At 50.7% G+C, this 18,874-nt stretch carries 18 protein-coding genes; 13 read left to right on the plus strand and 5 right to left on the minus strand.

Annotated elements, in window-relative coordinates; translation table 11 throughout:
* Nucleotides 1-19 precede the first annotated feature (19 nt).
* Entirely contained in the window at nt 20-1,150 is a 1,131-nt protein-coding gene (gene rlmC, locus AB4876_RS13585) for a 23S rRNA (uracil(747)-C(5))-methyltransferase RlmC (RefSeq protein WP_368382327.1), read from the minus strand.
* Nucleotides 1,151-1,353: 203 nt separating this feature from the next.
* Between rlmC and AB4876_RS13590 the strand changes: the two genes are divergently transcribed.
* The 12 genes from AB4876_RS13590 (at nt 1,354) to AB4876_RS13645 (ending at nt 12,186) form a co-directional block, all read left to right on the plus strand.
* Nucleotides 1,354-2,031 carry a class I SAM-dependent methyltransferase gene (locus AB4876_RS13590; protein ID WP_368382328.1) on the plus strand — a complete coding sequence of 226 codons (678 nt, stop codon included), beginning with the start codon at nt 1,354-1,356 and terminating at the stop codon, nt 2,029-2,031.
* Between the two features lie 180 nt (nt 2,032-2,211).
* Nucleotides 2,212-2,610 (plus strand): NINE protein, encoded by a 399-nt coding sequence (locus AB4876_RS13595; protein ID WP_368382329.1) that lies wholly within the window; start codon nt 2,212-2,214, stop codon nt 2,608-2,610.
* A gap of 112 nt (nt 2,611-2,722) precedes the next feature.
* A complete protein-coding gene (locus AB4876_RS13600) occupies nt 2,723-3,964 on the plus strand; it encodes a glycosyltransferase (protein ID WP_368382330.1) in 1,242 nt (413 codons plus the stop codon).
* Nucleotides 3,965-4,108: 144 nt separating this feature from the next.
* Nucleotides 4,109-4,864: an amidohydrolase family protein gene (locus AB4876_RS13605; protein WP_368382331.1), complete on the plus strand. Its 756-nt coding sequence runs from the start codon at nt 4,109-4,111 to the stop codon at nt 4,862-4,864.
* A 141-nt stretch (nt 4,865-5,005) separates the two neighbouring features.
* On the plus strand, nt 5,006-5,974 hold the full coding sequence (gene cbiB, locus AB4876_RS13610) for an adenosylcobinamide-phosphate synthase CbiB (protein WP_368382332.1): 969 nt from the start codon (nt 5,006-5,008) through the stop codon (nt 5,972-5,974).
* A complete protein-coding gene (locus AB4876_RS13615; RefSeq protein ID WP_368382333.1) occupies nt 5,971-7,050 on the plus strand; it encodes an aminotransferase class I/II-fold pyridoxal phosphate-dependent enzyme in 1,080 nt (359 codons plus the stop codon). The genes cbiB and AB4876_RS13615 overlap by 4 nt, the downstream gene beginning before the upstream one ends.
* A gap of 56 nt (nt 7,051-7,106) precedes the next feature.
* Complete coding sequence (locus AB4876_RS13620) at nt 7,107-7,460, plus strand: TfoX/Sxy family protein (protein WP_368382334.1); 354 nt, start codon at nt 7,107-7,109, stop codon at nt 7,458-7,460.
* Nucleotides 7,461-7,635: 175 nt separating this feature from the next.
* Nucleotides 7,636-7,965, plus strand: a complete 330-nt coding sequence (locus tag AB4876_RS13625; RefSeq protein ID WP_368382335.1) for a BolA family protein — start codon at nt 7,636-7,638, stop codon at nt 7,963-7,965.
* A 1-nt stretch (nt 7,966) separates the two neighbouring features.
* Nucleotides 7,967-8,917, plus strand: coding sequence for an oxygen-dependent tRNA uridine(34) hydroxylase TrhO (gene trhO, locus AB4876_RS13630; RefSeq protein ID WP_368382336.1), 951 nt, complete (start codon nt 7,967-7,969; stop codon nt 8,915-8,917).
* Nucleotides 8,918-9,100: 183 nt separating this feature from the next.
* Complete coding sequence (locus AB4876_RS13635) at nt 9,101-10,765, plus strand: WS/DGAT/MGAT family O-acyltransferase (RefSeq protein WP_368382337.1); 1,665 nt, start codon at nt 9,101-9,103, stop codon at nt 10,763-10,765.
* 215 nt (nt 10,766-10,980) lie between these two features.
* Nucleotides 10,981-11,454 carry a Cys-tRNA(Pro) deacylase gene (gene ybaK, locus AB4876_RS13640; RefSeq protein WP_368382338.1) on the plus strand — a complete coding sequence of 158 codons (474 nt, stop codon included), beginning with the start codon at nt 10,981-10,983 and terminating at the stop codon, nt 11,452-11,454.
* Between the two features lie 21 nt (nt 11,455-11,475).
* Nucleotides 11,476-12,186, plus strand: coding sequence for an SIMPL domain-containing protein (locus AB4876_RS13645; RefSeq protein WP_368382339.1), 711 nt, complete (start codon nt 11,476-11,478; stop codon nt 12,184-12,186).
* Between the two features lie 8 nt (nt 12,187-12,194).
* On the opposite strand, the gene AB4876_RS13650 is transcribed toward AB4876_RS13645, so the two are convergent.
* The gene (locus AB4876_RS13650; protein ID WP_368382340.1) at nt 12,195-12,701 is read right to left on the minus strand and encodes a DUF2244 domain-containing protein; all 507 of its coding nucleotides are present in this window, start codon (nt 12,699-12,701) and stop codon (nt 12,195-12,197) included.
* 88 nt (nt 12,702-12,789) lie between these two features.
* Nucleotides 12,790-13,797 (minus strand): class I SAM-dependent methyltransferase, encoded by a 1,008-nt coding sequence (locus AB4876_RS13655; RefSeq protein ID WP_368382341.1) that lies wholly within the window; start codon nt 13,795-13,797, stop codon nt 12,790-12,792.
* 36 nt (nt 13,798-13,833) lie between these two features.
* Between AB4876_RS13655 and AB4876_RS13660 the strand changes: the two genes are divergently transcribed.
* Nucleotides 13,834-16,338, plus strand: a complete 2,505-nt coding sequence (locus tag AB4876_RS13660) for an FAD-binding oxidoreductase (RefSeq protein WP_368382342.1) — start codon at nt 13,834-13,836, stop codon at nt 16,336-16,338.
* Between the two features lie 93 nt (nt 16,339-16,431).
* On the opposite strand, the gene AB4876_RS13665 is transcribed toward AB4876_RS13660, so the two are convergent.
* Together AB4876_RS13665 and AB4876_RS13670 are read right to left on the minus strand one after the other, a co-directional pair.
* A complete protein-coding gene (locus AB4876_RS13665) occupies nt 16,432-17,649 on the minus strand; it encodes an EAL domain-containing protein (RefSeq protein WP_368382343.1) in 1,218 nt (405 codons plus the stop codon).
* Between the two features lie 253 nt (nt 17,650-17,902).
* The gene (locus AB4876_RS13670) at nt 17,903-18,874 is read right to left on the minus strand and encodes a calcium/sodium antiporter (RefSeq protein ID WP_368382344.1); all 972 of its coding nucleotides are present in this window, start codon (nt 18,872-18,874) and stop codon (nt 17,903-17,905) included.

Here is an 18,874-nt window from a genome sequence, read left to right on the forward strand (position 1 = left end):
GAGTCAGTGTTCTGGCTGATTACTTGCGGCTGAGTAGTACTAATACCTCATAGTGGGCGGTATGGGGAAACATATCAAATAATTGCAGGCGCTGAATGTGATAGTTGCCGAGTGCGCCCAGGTCGCTCGCCAATGATTGCGCATTACAGCTGGAATAGAGCAGGTGCTGGGGCGCCAGTTGTTCAATTTGCGCACAAAGTGCTGCGCCAAGGCCGCGACGCGGGGGGTTGATAATAATAAGTTGGGGCGCGCTATCTGTGGCGGCGCTGGCAAAGGCGCTGGAGTCTAGGGCCTGAAAGCTTACTTGAGCGGCAAGCCCCATTTCATCGGCGCTGCGCTTGGCACAGGCGATGGCTTCGGCCTCGATCTCGATGCCGACCAGCTGGCGCTCAGTATTTAAGCAGTGCAGTCCGAAGCCCCCTGATCCACAAAATAAATCCCAGTAGTGGCGAATATCCAGTTCGGCAGTCCACTGCTGTGCCGCGGCGTACAATTGGGCGGCAACTGTGGGGTTGGTTTGGAAAAAGCCCTTCGGCCTTTGGTACAGCGGAATGCCATTTAGCGTGTGGCGCAGCCAATTATCGCCGCACAGCACATGCTCTTCTGGCCCTTCGATAATGGCCATGGCTACTGGCTGAATATTAACCGAAACCGATGTAATGCTAGGTTGTGCCGCCAGTAAGGGCGGCAGGGAATCACGAATTTTTGCCATTGCATTGGTGCTGCGTAAGACCAGCCTGAGCATAAATTGGCCTTGTTCATTGCGGTTTAGCAACAGGTATTTAAGCTCGCCGCTGCGTTGTTTAATGTGGTAAGGCGCAATGGCGAGCTGCCCGAGCCATTGCTCTAGTACCGTTAGGAGCTGCTGCATGTCGTCGGGGTAGAGTGGGCATTCACATAGGCTCAGGGCTTGGCCGCGATGATTGGTAATGCCGAGCAGTGGTTTCTCAGTGCTGCCGAGTACTACCATTTTGGCCTTGTTGCGAAAATACTGGGCTTCTGAACTAATTGAATTCAGTAATGGCGGTGGCGAAAAAGGGGCAAGCAAGGCCTGTAGAGCTGCCTCCTTATTCTGCAGCTGCACAGAATAAGGCTGCTCTAGGAAGTTGCAGGACCGGCATTGATTGGCTTCATAAAACGGGCAGTGCATTAGTCAACTCAAGAAATTGCTTAAGCCTAAGCTTCAGACAGAATTAAACAGACCTTATAAGCTCAGAGCCGCAATACTGCAATCAATTTAAGGTATTTTGCGGTGGTTGATTTCGGCGTTTGGCGATAGTCTTTAGCTCGGTGCGGCATTTGTATTTAGCGTGAGTTTTGGCTTTTGCATAGAGTGGGTACAGGGAGTTGAGTATGCAGGACAAGAGTAAGGAAGCGGCCATTCTGCGGTCGTGGCATAAAAATGTTGAGCCATGGACCCGCGCTGTTCGCGAGTCAGAGATCCGTAGCCGCGTAGCGGTAAGTGACGCCGCAATCGTGAATGCGATTATTGCTCAGAGTCCTAAGCACGTGCTCGATCTCGGCTGTGGTGAGGGTTGGCTGGTACGTGCACTGGCTGATCTCGGCGTGACTGCTGAAGGCGTAGACGCAGTTGCTGGATTAATTGACCGAGCACAACAGCGCGGTGGTACATTTTCGGTGATGTCTTACGAAGAGTTTGCCGCAGGCGCTTGGCAACAAGCCGTAGACTGCGTGGTATGTAATTTTTCGCTGCTGGGCCATCAGCTCGTTGAGGATGTTTTGGCTGCTATTGCTACGCTGATAAATGAAAAGGGACGCTGCGTAATTCAAACACTGCATCCCGCTTATAGTGGTGAGCCTTATTGCGACGGCTGGAGAGAGGGGAGCTGGCAGGGCTTTAGTGAAGATTTTAGCGACCCAGCACCGTGGTATTTTCGAACTTTAGCGACGTGGTTAGCAATGTTTAAAGGCTGTGGCTTGCAATTAGAAGAGTTGATTGAACCCTTGAACGCCGAGAGCGGAAGCCCGGCATCGATTATTTTTGTACTCAGTGGTTCATCAAGAAAATAACGTTGCTGCTGATCGAATGCGCTCGGATATTTAGGTGGTGGGGTTTAGCTCTGGGGCCGAATCGCCTACACTCTAGGGCCTTAAGTGAACGCCCTTGGGTGAAATTCCCCTATATTCAAAGACGCTAGTTTTAACGGCTTTGCAATTAAAGTCTAGCGGCCGCAATGGAGCTCCCGAACAATGGATAACACCCACAGTAAAGTCGTTGGTTATATTTTATGGATTTTTGGCTTTATGGGTGCGCATCGGTTTTACTACGGACGCCCCATAAGCGCGACGATTTATTTTTTTACACTAGGCTTATTTTTAATTGGCTGGTTTGTCGATTTGTTTCTTATTCCGAGCATGGATAGGGAAGCGGATAACTCATTTAAAAGTGGTGCAACCAGCTACACTTTAGCTTGGATACTACTGACGTTTCTTGGCATTTTTGGCCTGCACCGTTTTTATATGGGCAAGTGGCTGAGTGGTATTCTGTATTTGCTAACCGGCGGCGTGTTTTTACTCGGCGTAATTTACGATTACTGGACCTTAAATCAGCAAATCAGTGAAAAGAATTCCGGTCTATTCATGCGCTGAACTATTTATGCAATCTGCGATGGCGTAATCCCTTCGTGTCCGCTGATAAATTCACCGATTGTTTATTGAAAATATTATCCCTCTCATTAAAGTTAGCGGCGGGCGTGAAATAGTGCGTGTCTTAATTATTGGCTATGTCTGGCCTGAACCAAACTCTTCGGCCGCAGGGCGGCGAATGCTGGAACTGGTGTCTGCACTGCAAGCAAATGGCGGCGAGATCCACTTTGCCAGCGCCGCCGTGCTGGGTGAACACAGCGTTGATCTTGCCGCGCTGGACGTTAGTGCGGTAAGTATTGTCCTTAACTGCGATAGTTTTGATTCCTATATAAAAGATCTACAGCCGACGGTAGTGATATTTGACCGTTTTCTGATGGAAGAGCAATTCGGCTGGCGGGTTGAACGCAGTTGTCCGGCGGCCCTGAAAATACTCGACAGCGAAGATCTGCACTGCCTGCGTCACGCCCGCCACCAGGCCTTAAAGCAAAAGCGCGAGCTTAATCGACAGGACTTGTGCAGCGAGCTGGCATTGAGGGAAATCGCCGCGATTTGGCGCTGTGATCTGACGTTGATTATTTCCGAGTTTGAATTGGCGCTACTGCAAGACAGCTATGGTGTGCCCACCGATTTACTGCATTATTTGCCGCTGCTTAGCGAATTTGATGGTTCTCAGGCCGCAAACTGGCCGAGCTATGATGAGCGCCAGCACTGCGTGGTGGTGGGTAACTTTCGTCACGCGCCCAATTGGGATGCCGTACAGTATTTGCGCAGTGAAATATGGCCGCTTATTCGGCGGCGCATGCCGATGCTGCAATGCCATGTTTACGGCGCTTATCCGCCACCCAAGGCCCTGCAACTGCACAGCGATAAACTGGGCTTTCTGGTTAAAGGCTGGGCTGCGGATGCAGATGAGGTAGTGCGTAAGGCGCGCTTATGTTTGGCGCCGCTGCGCTTTGGTGCCGGCCAGAAGGGTAAGTTATTGGCGGCGATGGAGTGTGGCACCCCATCGATTACCAGTGCTATTGGCGCGGAAGGGATGTGCGGTGATTTGGCGTGGAGTGGCAGTATTGTTACAGACTCCAGTCAGTTTGCAGCCGATTTTACGGCGGCGGCCTGTGCATTGTATGGCGACCGTGACGCGTGGGAAGCCGCGCAGCGGCAAGGCGGCGAGCTATTACTGAAACGCTATCAGTGCAGTAGTCATCTAGCGTATTTTGCTCAGCGCTTGTTAGAACTGAGCACTGAATTAAACGAGCACCGCCTGAAACACTTTAACGGCCTAATGCTGCGCCACCACACCGTAAAAAGTCATCAATATATGTCACAGTGGATTGCCGCCAAAAACCAGCAGGGCTGATGTGTCATAGGCGGCGTAATCAATATTGCTTTTAGGTCGTAAATCTGCGACTGTTGAAAAGCTTGGCTCAGGCCAGCCAGCTCATAAAATAACAAAATGGCGATTACGCTGGCTCATAGATTAGCTGGCGGAGGTAAGAGCGGTATGCAGCACATGATATTTGATGCCCATCTGCACATTATTGATCCAGCCTTTCCGCTGGTCAGTAATGACGGCTTTTTGCCCGATGCGTTTACCGTTGACGATTATGTTGGCCAAACTGCAGCGCTTGGTGTGGGCGGTGGCGCCGTGGTGTCAGGCTCCTTTCAATCCTTTGATCAAAGCTATTTAATTACCGCGCTGGCGGCCTTGGGGCCGACGTTTGTTGGCGTAACTCAAGTCCCGTATACCATTAGCGACGAAGATTTACTGCTGCTGGCTGGGCATGGCATCCGCGCGGTGCGCTTTAATTTGCGACGAGGTGGCTCAGAAACCTCAGAACACCTCATTGATTTTGCCAATCGGATTTACGATTTACTGGGTTGGCATATCGAGATCTATGCCGACTGTAAGTCGCTAGCCGATTTTAGTGATCGGCTGTGCCGTTTGCCGGCGGTGAGTATCGACCACCTAGGTTTGTCGAAAGAGGGCTTGCCAGTTTTGTATCAGCTTGCCGAAAGTGGTGCTCGGGTGAAAGCCACAGGCTTTGGTCGAGTTGATTTTGCGGTAAGTCAGGCAATTAGGCGCTTGTTCGAGATTAATCCTGATGCATTAATGTTTGGTACCGACCTACCTTCTACCCGTTCACCCCGCGCCTTTAATCCCGTCGATATTGAAATTATTGGTAACGCACTTGGCGATACCGCAACCAAAAAAGTACTTTGGGATAACGCCGCCGCCTTCTACCGCTTGGGTGTTTAAGCTCGCGGTAATTCCAATTGACCCTCCTAGCTGCATTCTTTAAAGTGCCCCGCATTGATTAGCGAGTGCGTTTAGCACCATTTGCGCCCGCTGATGACCTTATAGTTTGCTCAGCGCGGCAGTTTATCTTTGGAATCCTTATTGAATAATTTCTTGCTCATTAGCCTAGTTTGGGTTGCGGCGCTTGGTGTCGATAAAGTATTGGGCGAAGCCGCGCGCTGGCACCCCTTGGTTGGCTTTGGACGCCTGGCTGCCGGTATTGAGCGGCAATGTAATCGGTCAGCGCCTGCTGGTGTTAAACGTTTACAAGGTCTTGGCTGCTGGTGTGTACTGGTGCTTCCGCCAGTCATAGCCATTGCCTACCTCGACTATTTGTTACTCCAGCTTTCGGGCGCCCTCAGCGTGGGTTTACACATAGCGGTACTGTATTGGGCGGTGGGTTGGCAGAGTTTGCGCGAGCATATTGCGCCTATTGGCGAGGCACTGACGGTGGGCGATCTCGACGAGGCGCGCCGGCGAGTGGGCTATTTGGTAAGCAGAGATACCGAGGGCCTCAGCGCTGAGCAAATTTTAAGTGCGGGCTTGGAAACGACTCTAGAGAATAGCAGCGATGCCTTGTTTGCCTCCCTGTTCTTTTACGCCGTCGCTGGCCCTGCGGGGGTGGTGTTGCAGCGCTTAACGAATACCTTGGATGCAATGTGGGGCTATCGCAATTCACGCTATCAATATTTTGGCTGGTGGGCGGCGCGCAGTGACGACGTGTGTAATTTTATTCCTGCTCAGCTCACCGCGCTGGGGTTTAGTATATTGGCTGGGTCGAGGTGGGGCCTGCGCTGCTGGATACAGCAGGGCTGGCGCTGGAAAAGTATTAACGCCGGCTCGGTGATGGCCAGCGGCGCGGCTGCCCTTGGCTTGAATTTGGGGGGCGCGGCGAGCTATCACGGCGCGGCGGTGCTGCGGCCAGCACTTGGCCATGGCGAGGCGCCGGCTATCGGTGATTTAGCGCGGAGTGTAAAACTGGTGAATAGCCAGTTGGCTATATGGATTGGGCTAATGATGGTCTTGGGTTTAGGTGCAGGTCTGTACACGGAATTAGGATTGCGGCTGTGACGGAAAGGACATTGGCGCGTCCCCATCACGGCGGCGACCCTAAAAATATTCCAGAGGCAAATCATGGCCTCGCCATGCTGGACTTGGCAACGGGCGTAAATCCCTGGGCCTGGCCGGTACCTGAGCCGCCGGCGCAGTGTTACCAGGTGCTGCCCTATACCTGCCCACAATTGACCCTTGCGGCAGCAGATTATTACGGCGTAGCAAGCGACGCGATTTTGGCAACGGCAGGCAGCCAGCCGGTCATTCAGCAATTGCCCTATATGGTTAAGCCTGGCCGAATTCTACTGCCGGCAATTGCCTATGAAGAGCACCGCTATCGCTGGCAGCAGGCGGGCCACGATATTTACCTGTTTCATGACTATCAGCGCGAGTGTATTGCCGAATTGATTGCGAGCGAGCAAATTCAGTATTTGCTTATTATCAGTCCCAACAACCCTACCGGTGATACGGTAAGCCAAGCTGACGTTCACTACTGGCGCTCCCTGTTGCCCGACGATGGCATGGTCGTGCTCGATCAAGCCTTTGCCGATGTGCTGCCAAGCAGTGACTTGAGTATGCTGGCGGCCGAGCCCGGTATTGTATTACTGCGCTCAGTGGGTAAGTTCTTTGGCTTGCCGGGCCTACGCCTCGGTTTTGCGCTAGGCCGCGCTGATTTTTTAGCGGAGCTCGATGACCGTTTGGGTCCCTGGGGGGTGAGTGGCAGCGCCCAGTGGCTGGGCCGCTTGGCCTTGGCTGATAAGCCGTGGCAGCAGCAGATGCTGACGAAATTGCAAACAGCTAGTCAGCAGCAAACAGGATTATTGAGGCAATATTTTGGTGCTTATATACAGCATATAAGCACTACGCCGCTGTTTATTAGCTTGGTGATGCCGCTTATTACTGCAGAAAAATTACAATTAGCGTGCTATGCCCAAGGCCTGTCAGTGCGCGTGTATCGCGGCGACAAGCTGGCCTATATGCGCTGGGGATTGGCTGCGGATCAAAATCTTTTGGCGCAGCGCCTAAGCGGTATTTGCTTTGCAGGTATTACGGAACTTGGCGCTGAACTTGGCGCTGGCGTAGCGCAAAATTAGTCGCAGCTGAGCAATACCGCACAAGGTGCTATTAGCTAAAACGGGAGTAGGGGTCAATGGCAGCCAAGGAAAGTGCATTTATCCAGTTTTTGCTAGAGCAATTACAGTGGATGGGGCCAGTCACTGCGCGGCGTATGTTTGGCGGCTGGGGCTTGTTTATAGAAGGCCTGATGTTTGCCTTGGTCCTTGATAACACCCTGTATTTAAAAGCTGATGCTGAAAATCGCAGCGATTTCGACGCCTTGGGTTTGCTGCCGTTTAGCTATGAGCGGGGTGGTCGCGATATTGCGCTTTCTTATTGTCAGGCGCCAGAAGAGGCCCTAGATGATGTTGAGTTGCTGCTGACATGGGCGAATGGCGCCTATGCGGCAGCGCTGCGCTCGGCGGCGGCCAAACGCCGCAAGACGTAATTCTCTGTAAAGCTAAGCCTAACTCGCAGTTTAAAGCCCCAGAAAGTGGGCATTAATGGGGCGTAAAACCCCAGTTCGCAGCCAATCTTGCCTTCTTATTGAACAAAATTCCGCCTCATGGCAAGCATTTCTCTGTGTATAATATGCGCCGTTGTAACAATTGGGAGTGGCATAAATGCTGGTACAAAAAACAATTCAAGGCAAATTACTGGCGGCGCTGACGCCCAGCCACCTTGAGGTCATTAACGAAAGCCATATGCACAGTGTTCCTGCCAATTCTGAAACTCATTTTAAAGTGGTGGTAGTCGCCGATGCCTTCGCGACATTACGCAAAGTGGCCCGCCAGCAGCGGGTTTATCAAATTTTGTCTGAGGAGTTAGCCGGCCCAGTTCACGCCTTGGCAATGCACACCTACAGTCCCGACGAGTGGTTGGCCCGTGCCGGCGCAGTGCCAGCATCGCCAGATTGTTTGGGCGGTAGTAAAAAGGAGCAGGGCGGAAACTAGTATGAATCAGTTTGTTGTTGCCGCCCTGTATCAATTTGTCAGCCTTCCCGATTATCAGGCGCTGCGCGAGCCGCTTTTAGCCTGTTGCTTACGCGCCGAAGTGAAGGGTACTTTGCTGCTCGCAGAAGAAGGTATTAATGGCACAATTGCCGGCTCACGGGCCGGTGTCGACCAAGTGCTGGCGTATTTACGGGCAGACCCGCGTTTGGCCGGGCTTGCGCATAAAGAGTCTTTCGATAAAGAGCAGCCCTTCTATCGGATGAAGGTCAAACTGAAAAAAGAGATTGTGACCATGGGCGTCGAAGGCATCGACCCCAATGACGTGGTTGGCAGTTATGTGAAGCCCCGAGATTGGAATGCGCTGATTGCCGACCCCGAGGTGTTACTGATTGATACGCGCAATGATTACGAGGTCGAAATTGGCACTTTTAAGGGCGCGGTAGACCCAAAAACCACCAGTTTTCGGGAGTTTCCAGAATATGTGCGCGAGCATTACGACCCCGCCGTTCATAAAAAAGTGGCGATGTTTTGCACTGGTGGAATTCGCTGCGAGAAAGCCTCTGCATTTATGAAACACGAGGGTTTTGACGAGGTTTACCACCTCGAGGGCGGTATTCTCAAATACTTGGAAGAAGTCGATGAGGCGGAAAGTCTCTGGCAGGGCGAGTGTTTTGTATTTGATAATCGGGTTGCGGTAACCCACGGCTTACACACAGGTAGCCATGATCTTTGCCACGGTTGTCGGCGGCCGATTACCGACAGCGATAAGCGCAGTGAATATTTTGAAGAAGGGGTAACTTGCCCCGCGTGTTTTAACCACATCACCGAAGATCAACGCAAGCGCTTTCGGGATCGCCAGAAACAGGTTGAACTTGCCCGTCTGCGCAATGAATCCCATGTTGGTGCGCCGCCGCCAGCTCGCCAGCGCAAGTCTCGAAAACCCGCGCCCTAGCGCAATAAAAACAAACTTTGGCCTAAAGCTTGCTGGCAATTTTCAGTAGGCTTAGGCCTGCACGCCTTTCCTAAATTAGTTCAGCGCCGACTTCCCTGGTGAGCACTACTTTGAACGCGGGGAAATTGCTGTACTATGGAAAATACCCTAGGCTGGGAATATTAAAATAAGAGGTTAGCTTGCATGAAGCAGTTAGGTGTTCTCGATACCGCGTTTATTAATTTAGAACATGCCAATACCCCCCAACATGTTGGTGGCTTAGGTATTTACGACCCCTCAACTGCACCTGGCGGTGTTGTCCGCTTTAAAGGTGTTATTGCTAATTTTGAGCGCCGCCTGCAAAAACACCCAATGTTCCGCTCTCGTCTCGTTAAAGTGCCCGGCAATGTTGATCGCCCTTACTGGATGCAAGACGCTAATTTTGATGTCGAATTTCATATCCGCCATATCGCCCTGCCGCAGCCAGGTGATTGGCGGCAATTGTGTATTCTGGTTGCTCGGCTACACGCGCGGCCACTGGATATGAGTCGGCCCCTGTGGGAGGCCTATATCATCGAGGGCTTGGACAATATTCCAGGGGTTCCGAAGGGGGGCTTTGGTATCTACACCAAAGTGCATCACGCCTTGGTTGATGGCGCTGGCGACTCGTCAATTATGTCGGTCATTCATGATTTAGAGCCAGACCCAGCAGCAGTCCCCCAAGCTGAGTTTGTATTAACGAACGAGGTGTTACCTAACGCTTTGTATCTTATGAGTTCAGCCGCACTAAATAACCTGAAAGGCACGGTGAAATTGCTGAAAGGCAGTGCGGGTATTGTGCGGGACTTGGGCAAAATGGCCATTGGCATGGCGCAAAATAAAATTCCTGTGCCGGCAGTTAGTTTCCCCCGTACTCGCTTTAACAGCCCTGTTGGCCCCTACCGTGTTTTTGAGGCCACGGAGTTTCCCCTTGCGGATATTAAGGCGATAAAAGACCTTGGCGAAGTTAAGTTTAACGACGTGGTATTGGCAATTATTTCGGGTGGTGTGCGTAAATACCTCAAACACCATAATGAGCTGCCTGATGCGAGTCTCGCGGTGTCCATTCCCCTAAATAAGCATCACCGCCGAGTTTTGAACGACGAAAAAGCTGAACAGAGCGCCGTGGTGATGGACCTTCACACCAATATTGGCGATCCGCTACAGCGCCTAAGAAAACTTTGTACTAGCGCTCAAGAGGCAAAAGTATACGGTGAGAATTCCCCCTTGGTTGATGTGCTGGGTTTGGCTGGGGTGATGTCGCCGGCGATAATGCGCCCCCTTGTCAATACCTATGTGAATAGAGAGTTAACCCAGTATTTGCCGTCGGGAATTAGCTCGCTAGCGTCCAGCGTTGCCGGCCCGACATTTCCGGTGTATTCGGCTGGGGCGCAGATGCTCAGGTATTACGGCCTGGGTTTACTCACACCTGGTGTGGGTTTGTCACATTTGATTTTCAGCTCAAATGGCGTTGTTACCTTATCGATAGTTGGTGATCGCGAGTCGCTAGCAGATCCCGCGTTTTACCGTGAATGCCTTGAGCAATCTTTCGCAGAACTACTGGCGGCGGTTAGAGACCAAGTTACGCTTGGAGTGAAAGCATCTCCACCGGCAAAAAAGCGAGCGATATCGGCCAAGCCACGCAGCAAAGCAAAGCCTGCTAAACGCAGTGCGATGCCTGCTGTGAAAAAGCCTATTGCTAAAAAGGCAAAGTCTGCGGCTAGTCAGGCCACGGCTAAACCTGCTGTACTAAAAACCAAAACTGCTAGCGTTTCGACATCACCTAAGGGTGGTGCCAACGTGGTGCCGATCAGTCAGCCCATAAGTTAATATCGTTTAGAGTATGCGTGTAGCAAAGCAGTGTCTGGTGGCGCTGCTTTTTTTATGACGGGATTATGGCTGTATATTAGTGATCTCTGGCTAGTGTTTAGAGGGCCGCGCCTATATAGACTTTATATTTTGCGCCGCAGTGTATTCATCGCTAGCTATAATCGGGAGCTCAGCAATAGCACTGCGGTCAACTCCAGACTACGGGGAATAAGCGCATGACACCGGCCATTAACCTCGCCAAAAAACACAAAATAGAGCACGTGGTGCACGAGTATAGTCATGACCCTGCTAGTCATTCCTATGGGCTTGAGGCGGTTGAAAAACTTGGCTTGAATGCCGCGCAGGTGTTTAAAACCTTAGTGGTGACTCAAGAGCCGAAGGGCTTGGCCGTTGCGGTGGTGCCGGTAGCGGGGCAGTTAAATTTAAAGGCCATGGCTAAAGCCTTAAAGGTGAAAAGGGTTGTGATGGCCGCGCCTGCCGATGTGGAGCGCTCCAGCGGCTATGTGCTGGGTGGGATTAGCCCGCTCGGACAAAAGCGGTTATTGCCGACGGTAGTCGATGAGTCGGCTGCGACGTTTGACAGTATATACGTGAGTGCAGGGCGGCGGGGCTTGGAAATAGAGTTGGCCGTGCTGGATTTACTGGCCTTGACGGGCGGGAGGTTGGCGTCAATAGCGCTATTGGAATAAGCAAAGTTAACAGGGAAGAATATGAGTAACAAAAGTGCGGTAATTTTAGGACTGGCATTGGTGCTTGGTCTGTCTGCTCTAGGTTTACTCATAGGCAAGGCGGCAGTGGATTACCGCCAGCTTGAGCGCAGCGTGGCGGTTAAAGGCTTGTCTGAACGGGAGTATCTCGCCGATGTGGTAATTTGGCCGATTCTGTTTACTGAGGCGAGTAATGATCTGCCTAAACTTTATACTTTATTGGATCAGCGTATCGCGACGATTCAAGGGTTCTTGCTAGAAAAGGGCTTTACAGCCGAGGAAGTTACTATTTCGGCTCCCGCTATCACCGATAAATCAGCCCAGCAATACGGCGGCAATGGCGGCGTAGAATTCCGTTATACCGCCGAGCAGACCGTTACCGTGTATTCCCAAGATATTGAGCGAGTGCGCGAAGTCAGTAAGCAACTGTCGGTGTTAGGTAAACAGGGTATTGCCTTTACCGGCAATAATTACCAAGCGCAGACTGAGTATTTGTTTACGCGTTTAAACGAGATTAAACCGGCGATGATCGAAGAGGCAACCCGCGAAGCGCGGGCGGTGGCCGAGAAATTTGCCGCCGACTCAGACAGCGTGCTAGGTAAAATAAAACGCGCTTCGCAGGGGCAGTTCACTATTGGCGATCGCGACAAAAACAACCCTCACATAAAAAAAGTGCGGGTTGTTTCTACGGTGGAATACTATCTGTCTGATTGAGACCCGTGTCAGACTTGCAGACTGCTAAGGCCGCAATAGTGGCGAATGGACAGACCGTTTTGGCGCAGTGCGCTAAGTAATTCGCGACTATCGTCTTTATTTAAAAAGTCGCCAATACTGACCGATTCGCCGCAGTGGCTAATACTGATTTGTAGCGGATCCCATGGGTGGGGAAGAACAGTGACTAATACGAAACTGGTTTGTCTTGGCCACTGCCAGTGACGCTCACAGCGCTGATGGCCAACATCAATGCTCAGGTTTTGGGGGTCTAGACTGACAATATGTTGAATCTGCAGTTTGCGGAATACCTTGCCTAATACCAGCCACAGTAAGAGCACTTCAATGCCCATAAACGGCAGCAGCAGCCACGCACCGTTGGCGGCGAAACACAGACCGAGCAGGCCATTAAATACCATCACAGTTTGAATGATACGACGGTTTTCAGGCCAGTCTGCCGAGCAATTGGGGCGCAGGATAATTTCTGAACCCTGTTCTTTATTGCGGACATCAATCATAGCGAAGTCTCCCTTGCTACTCTGAGTCTAGCAGCAGATTTGGGAAAGGCCGCAAATCTTAGAACTCGCCACGGTAATCTAAATAGAATCAGGCTTTGCGATAGACCATTAAGGCATTGTGGGTGGGGTCGCCAGCTTGATAAAGGCGGCGGCCATCGCCCACAAAACCAGAATTATTCAGCCAATTATCCAAAAAATTCAAGCTGTAGAAATGCCGTAACTCTCTGGCATTGTACTCCCAGCTCTCCTCGGTACCCATATTGAAGACGTCGTGGGCGAGGCCAACCACTGCGCGCATTTTGGTGTTGCGGGCATCGTGGTCGCGAATCACCATATAAGCGCCGGGTTTCATTGCGTCGCGAATCGCGCTTAAAAACTCCTCGCGCAGCGGAATGGGGCAATGATGTAGGCCGATAAACACGGTGACTAAATCTAGGGAGTTATTGGCGATGTGTTTGCCAATATCTGTGCGGTAATCTGCCAAGGGAATATAAGGACCGGCTTGCCATATTTGATTGCGATCGATCATATCGCTCAAGGAATAGCTCGGCGCTTTTTCAGCAAGAAAATAGCGTTCGCCGACAATATTGAGTTCTTCTTCCAACGCGTCGATATAGCGGCCAGTCGAGCCAAGCTCTAAATAGCCCTCGTAGCGGCGATCGCTATTTAGTAATTGTAGGGTTTGGCCTGCCATAGTGGCTTTTTGTTTGTTTAAAGCGGGCAGGGCAAATGTTAATTCACCGAGAAACGGCTTAATATCTGTCAACTTGCTTTGCAAATGCCGATAGACATTTTGGTCGCTACTATAAACTTCTGCGGCCTCTTGGATTAATTGTTGCAGTTGCTGTTCTGGGTATAGGTGAAAGACGTTAACCAAGAACGCAAAAAATTCCTCGCGAAGCTGAGGGTTGCGGTAAATATAGGCAAAGTTACCAGCGTTAGATTCTTGGCCGACAGGCGTGACGCGTTGTTGCTTAGGAGTTAACTCCGGCCCTTGATCCAGGCTAAAAACAGGGGTGGCGACAGTGGCGCCAACTAGCGCCAAATATTGCACAAACTGACGTCGCGAAACGGGTTTCATAGTTTTTTTAATCATCACGCTCAACTCATCATCAAATTTGGAGTTTAGGCCTTGTACAAGCTAAAAAGCCCCCGATTCAATCGCGTTGCCCCAGTTCGAATACTTTGGCGGGTATTCCGTGTTCTGGCAAGCATTCTTGTTCTGCTGGTTGTGGTTTTGGCGGTGGGCACCACGGTAACCGTGTTGCGCAGTGGCGATGATGGCTTTGTGCCGCCGGTATTGCCGCTGACCGTTAACGACGTGAGTAAATTGAATGCAGTGCGGGTTGGGCAGGTGCTGCGCCCAGAATCGATTGCAGATATTCAGGCGGCGCTGAGCGCCACTAGCGGGCGCGTATCTATTGGTGGTGGCCGGTTTAGCCAAGGTGGGCAAACGGCTTATCCCGACAGCTTGCATATTGATATGCGCAGTTTTAATAAAGTGCTGGCGATTGATGAAGATCGCAAGACCGTAACCGTGCAGCCTGGTATCCGCTGGCGCGATCTGCAAGCGGCGATAGACCCGCATAATCTGTCTATTAAAATTATGCAGACCTACGCCAACTTTACCGTTGGCGGTTCCTTGAGCGTGAACGTTCACGGCCGCTATATTGGCGAGGGCCCACTGGTGGGTTCGGTGTTGGGATTAAAATTACTGCTGGCCGACGGCAGCCTAGTAGATGCCTCGCCTAATACCAACGCCGATATTTTTTACGGTGCCATTGGCGGCTACGGCGGCTTAGGGGTGATTGTTGAGGCGACCTTACAGCTAGAAGACAATATTGCCGTTGAGCGCAAAGTGCGGGTGATGCCAATAGAGAACTACGCAACGCACTTTCGCGACAATGTGCGCGACAACAGCGATGTGGTTTTTCATAACGCCGACATTTATCCCCCGCACTACAACAGCCTGCGGGATGTGAGTTGGCTCACTACCAACAAAACGCCAACCGTCGCCGAGCGCTTAATTCCAGAGGGCAAAGACTATTACTGGCAGGTTAAAGCGGCCGAGTTTGTTGCCGCCTCGGATTTCGGTAAATGGACCCGCGAGCATATTATTGACCCTATTTGGTATTACCCCGAGCGGGTCGAGTGGCGAAACTATGAAGCCAGTTACGACGTGGCCGAATTAGAGCCTGCGGATCGTTCAGAATACAGCTACGGCCTGCGCGAATACTTTGTACCAGTAGAACGCTTCGACGAATTTCAGGTGCAAATGCGGGATATTTTTCAGCGTAATAAAGCCAATATCATCAACGTGAGTGTGCGCCACGCCAAGGCCGATCCTAATACCTTGCTTAATTGGGCGAAAACCGAGGTGTTTGCCTTTGTGGTCTACTACCGTCAAGGCACCGATGCCGCCGCGAAAGAAGCGGTAAAGGTGTGGAGCACCGAAATGATCGACGCCGCTATTGCGCTGGGCGGTGCCTATTACTTGCCGTATCAATTACAGGCGAGTCCAGAGCAATTTGCTGCAGCCTACCCCAAGGCGCAGGAGTACTTTGGGCTCAAGTACCGCCTCGACCCAAACAACCGCTTTGTTAATTTACTTTGGGAAAAATACTATCCCTTAAACCGTGATTTACTCGCGCAAACCAAGGCTAACTTGGGCGATTACTACCGAGGTAAAGAACAAACCTTTCTCACCATTCCCGAATGGTATTTGGTATTTCAACCCAAAGAATACGCCGACTATTTAGCCGAGGGGCGCGACCCAAGTACTTTTCCTTTTTATGAAAGCATCGAAGAGTACTGGGCACTCTACGACCGTGCCATTGCGATCAGCCGTCAAAATTACCCTGCCAATACCGAATACCGCACCATGCTGCGGGTAATTGGTATTAGCACAACAGTGGAGTATTTAGCCAAAGGCGCTTACGAAGCCAGTATTGGTCGCCTCACGCGCTGGAGCGCCGGTGGCGAAGACACCCCAGAAGATAAAGTCATCCAACAAGCTCACCGCGCTTACAGTAAATTGATTTACGACGAGCCATGGTATGAATTCGACTTTGCAGGCTGGCGGGATCGCCTCTGGGATGCAACCAGTTTGTGGGGAGACCACCCCCTGCGTAAATGGGAGCGGAAGTTATTTTTTAGCGCAGAGTTTGGTTTGAAATCACTTTACGCTAAAGCCATTAAATACGCCGCGCAATCTACCTATGGCGAAACCGATAAACGTATATACCTCACCGCTCAGCGCCTGGCTAGCAATAGCATTCACTTGGCTAAAGAACCGGAAGGTGTTGAAATGCTTGCCGGCGGGGGCGACGACTTTTTAATGTCGCTACCTCGCTGGGGTGGTTTTACTAAAACCATGCCACGCTTTGCCTCCGACGAATGGGCGATTAGTGATATCTCTGGAAATCACCAAATTGTTGTATCACTACTTGGTAGTGCGGGTGTTGATGTGTCCACGCTCGCGGGCAGTGAGCTGTTCCGATCCGCATTAGTTTCCGATAAAGAGCGTGAGCGAATTTTTGTGTTAGTTGGCGTAGCCGACTTAACGCATTTCTTAGAAGATGTCGCTAAAAATAGACAAGGCCAGAGGTTGGAGCTGGAGCATATATTTGATTATTAAATTTGCCGAAATCACAAAAGGCCCCTCACTGCGTTGAAGCGGTTGGGGCAGTGGTATAGCGCTATTTAGAGATTAAACCGTTATTAACTCAGCTTAGCGCAGATAAAATGTATTGCCATGGCTGTCTTTATCTTCTTCTCCGAAGCACAGGATGTCGGCAAATAATATTCTGTTGTTGGATAATACCTTGCCGATGGTTTGGCGCATGCGTCCGCTGCGCACGTCGCGATAGGGCTGTGATGCCACTTGGTTTTTATGTTGCAATTCTTTGGCCGCTAAGGCTTGGTAGAAATAAGGGCGCATAGACCAGTTTGCGCCTCTGTTATTATCGTCTACCTGCCATATTGGCTGCTCTTCAGGGTGGTGAGATAGCTCATAATTAGGTGAAATTTGGATGCCGTCATAGCGACATATAAAAACCCTTGCAAAGCCCTGAGGTGCTTGGTGCAAGCTATTATAATTGAGCTCTATATCATTCAGTGCCGTTTGCACTGACAAAAAATAATGCTCCATTTCTTGCATATACTGCATTAATTTTTTTTCTCGATCGAGATTGCGTTTAACAAAGCCCTCAAGTAATAGACGAATAATCTCTTTTGGTGAATCTGGATCGATAAACTCAGGCAGGGCTGGCCAAAAAAAATAGCCCTGTACATAGCGCGCGCCGCACTCCAGTGCAAAGTAAAATTCTTGCTCGGTTTCTACGCCCTCACATAATAATTCACTGCCGGTACGCCGTGCTAAATGAGCAATACTTTGCACTACTTCCTGTGACACACCGCCAGCCATTGCCCGTTTAAAAAGATTCATATCGAGTTTAATAATGTCGGGTTCAAGGGCGATGATGCGATCTAAATGCGATGATCCAGCGCCAAAATCATCTATAGCAATACACATTCCCGCCGCGCGATAGCGCGCCAGCAATTTTTGCATATTGTCGTTGTCGCCAGCGCCTTCAACAAATTCAATCAGTATACGGCCAGGATCAACTTTCCATTTTTGGGTCATGGCAATGGTGGGCACGGGTGTATCGTCACCAATGTGGTCCATCCATTCGGGGGATAAATTTAAAGACAGAAACACGTCGTGCTGACTTTTGGCAAAATAGGCCAAGGCCTGCTCGCGCACGCTGCGGTCTATGGTAAGTAATTCGCGCCGATTAAAATCTGGATCACTGAATAGCGCACCAATAGACACTGCTCGATCATCTTTGTCCCGCGTCCTTGCAAGCGCTTCATAACCTACTATCGCCATGCGGTTGATGTCGATAATAGGTTGAAAATACGGGAAATACTGCACTTTGGTCATCATCTAAGTAATTGCAATAATTAACAAATTAGCTAAGTCGCCTCATTTATACAAGCGCCTGGAAAGAATAATATCGGCCCTAGACTTAGGTTCGTAAAAATAGTGAATAGAATATCTGTATACGGGTACGTCTTTGGATACTACATATTACTTATTATGCTTAGTAACATATTGATTTTATTTTAAAATTCCAGCTGCCTCGGAATTTTGTCAGTTTTAGACGGACAAGCACTGTATAGCGGGGTCATTCTGGTTGTTAGTTTATAACAGTCTTGAGCAGCCACGCGTTATAGCCAAAAAACAACATTAGCAAGATGCTCCCTTTAAGCCGGTTAAGTTGGCCCATGTTGCGAAAACCAAAGGTCATCACCAATAAGCCGATGGTCATTAGCATCATGACTGCCCAGTCGCGGCTAATTATGTCGGCGGGAAATGAACTCATGGGATTTATAACGCCAGCAATGCCGATGACCGCTAACAGATTGAACATATTGGAACCCACTACATTGCCAATGGCGATGTCGTGCTCACCGCGCCGAACCGCAATGATCGACGCCGCTAGCTCGGGGAGCGAGGTGCCAAAGGCAACAATGGTCAGGCCAATAATTAAATCACTTACGCCAAGTGTATGAGCGATGGATACTGCGCCCCATACCAAAATACGTGAGCTGATGATCAGTGCGACTAAGCCCATCGCCAGCCAAAAAAGTGCTTTTCGTATTGGCATCGCTTGCGCGCTTAGCAATTCATCGGTTTCGGCTTCTAAGTGATCGCCTCGGGTGCGCAGCGCCACAAATATTGTCCAGCTAACAAGCCCAATAAACCCAGCCAGCAATAGCAGTGATTCAAAGTGGGTGAGCGCGCCATCCCACAATATAAAACCGACTAAGCCGCCAATCAGTGTGAGTAGCGGCAGCTCCCTGCGCACGATATTAGAGTGCACAGTGATCGGCGATATTAATGCGGTAACACCGAGGATCAGGCCAATATTAACTATATTTGATCCAATCGCATTGCCCAGCGCGAGGTTTGGATTGCCGTCTAGCGACGCCATTGCCGAAACCACCATCTCTGGTGCCGATGTACCAAAGCCGACAACCACCATACCAATCAGCAAGCTCGGCATGCCCAAATGTTTCGCGGTCGCGGCGGCGCCTTCAACAAAGCGGTCCGCGCTCCAAATTAGCAGCACGAATCCACCAAGAATGGCCATTAGCGCAAGTGTCAT

This window comes from Zhongshania guokunii (assembly GCF_040892635.1).
Taxonomy (GTDB): Bacteria; Pseudomonadota; Gammaproteobacteria; order Pseudomonadales; family Spongiibacteraceae; genus Spongiibacter; species Spongiibacter guokunii.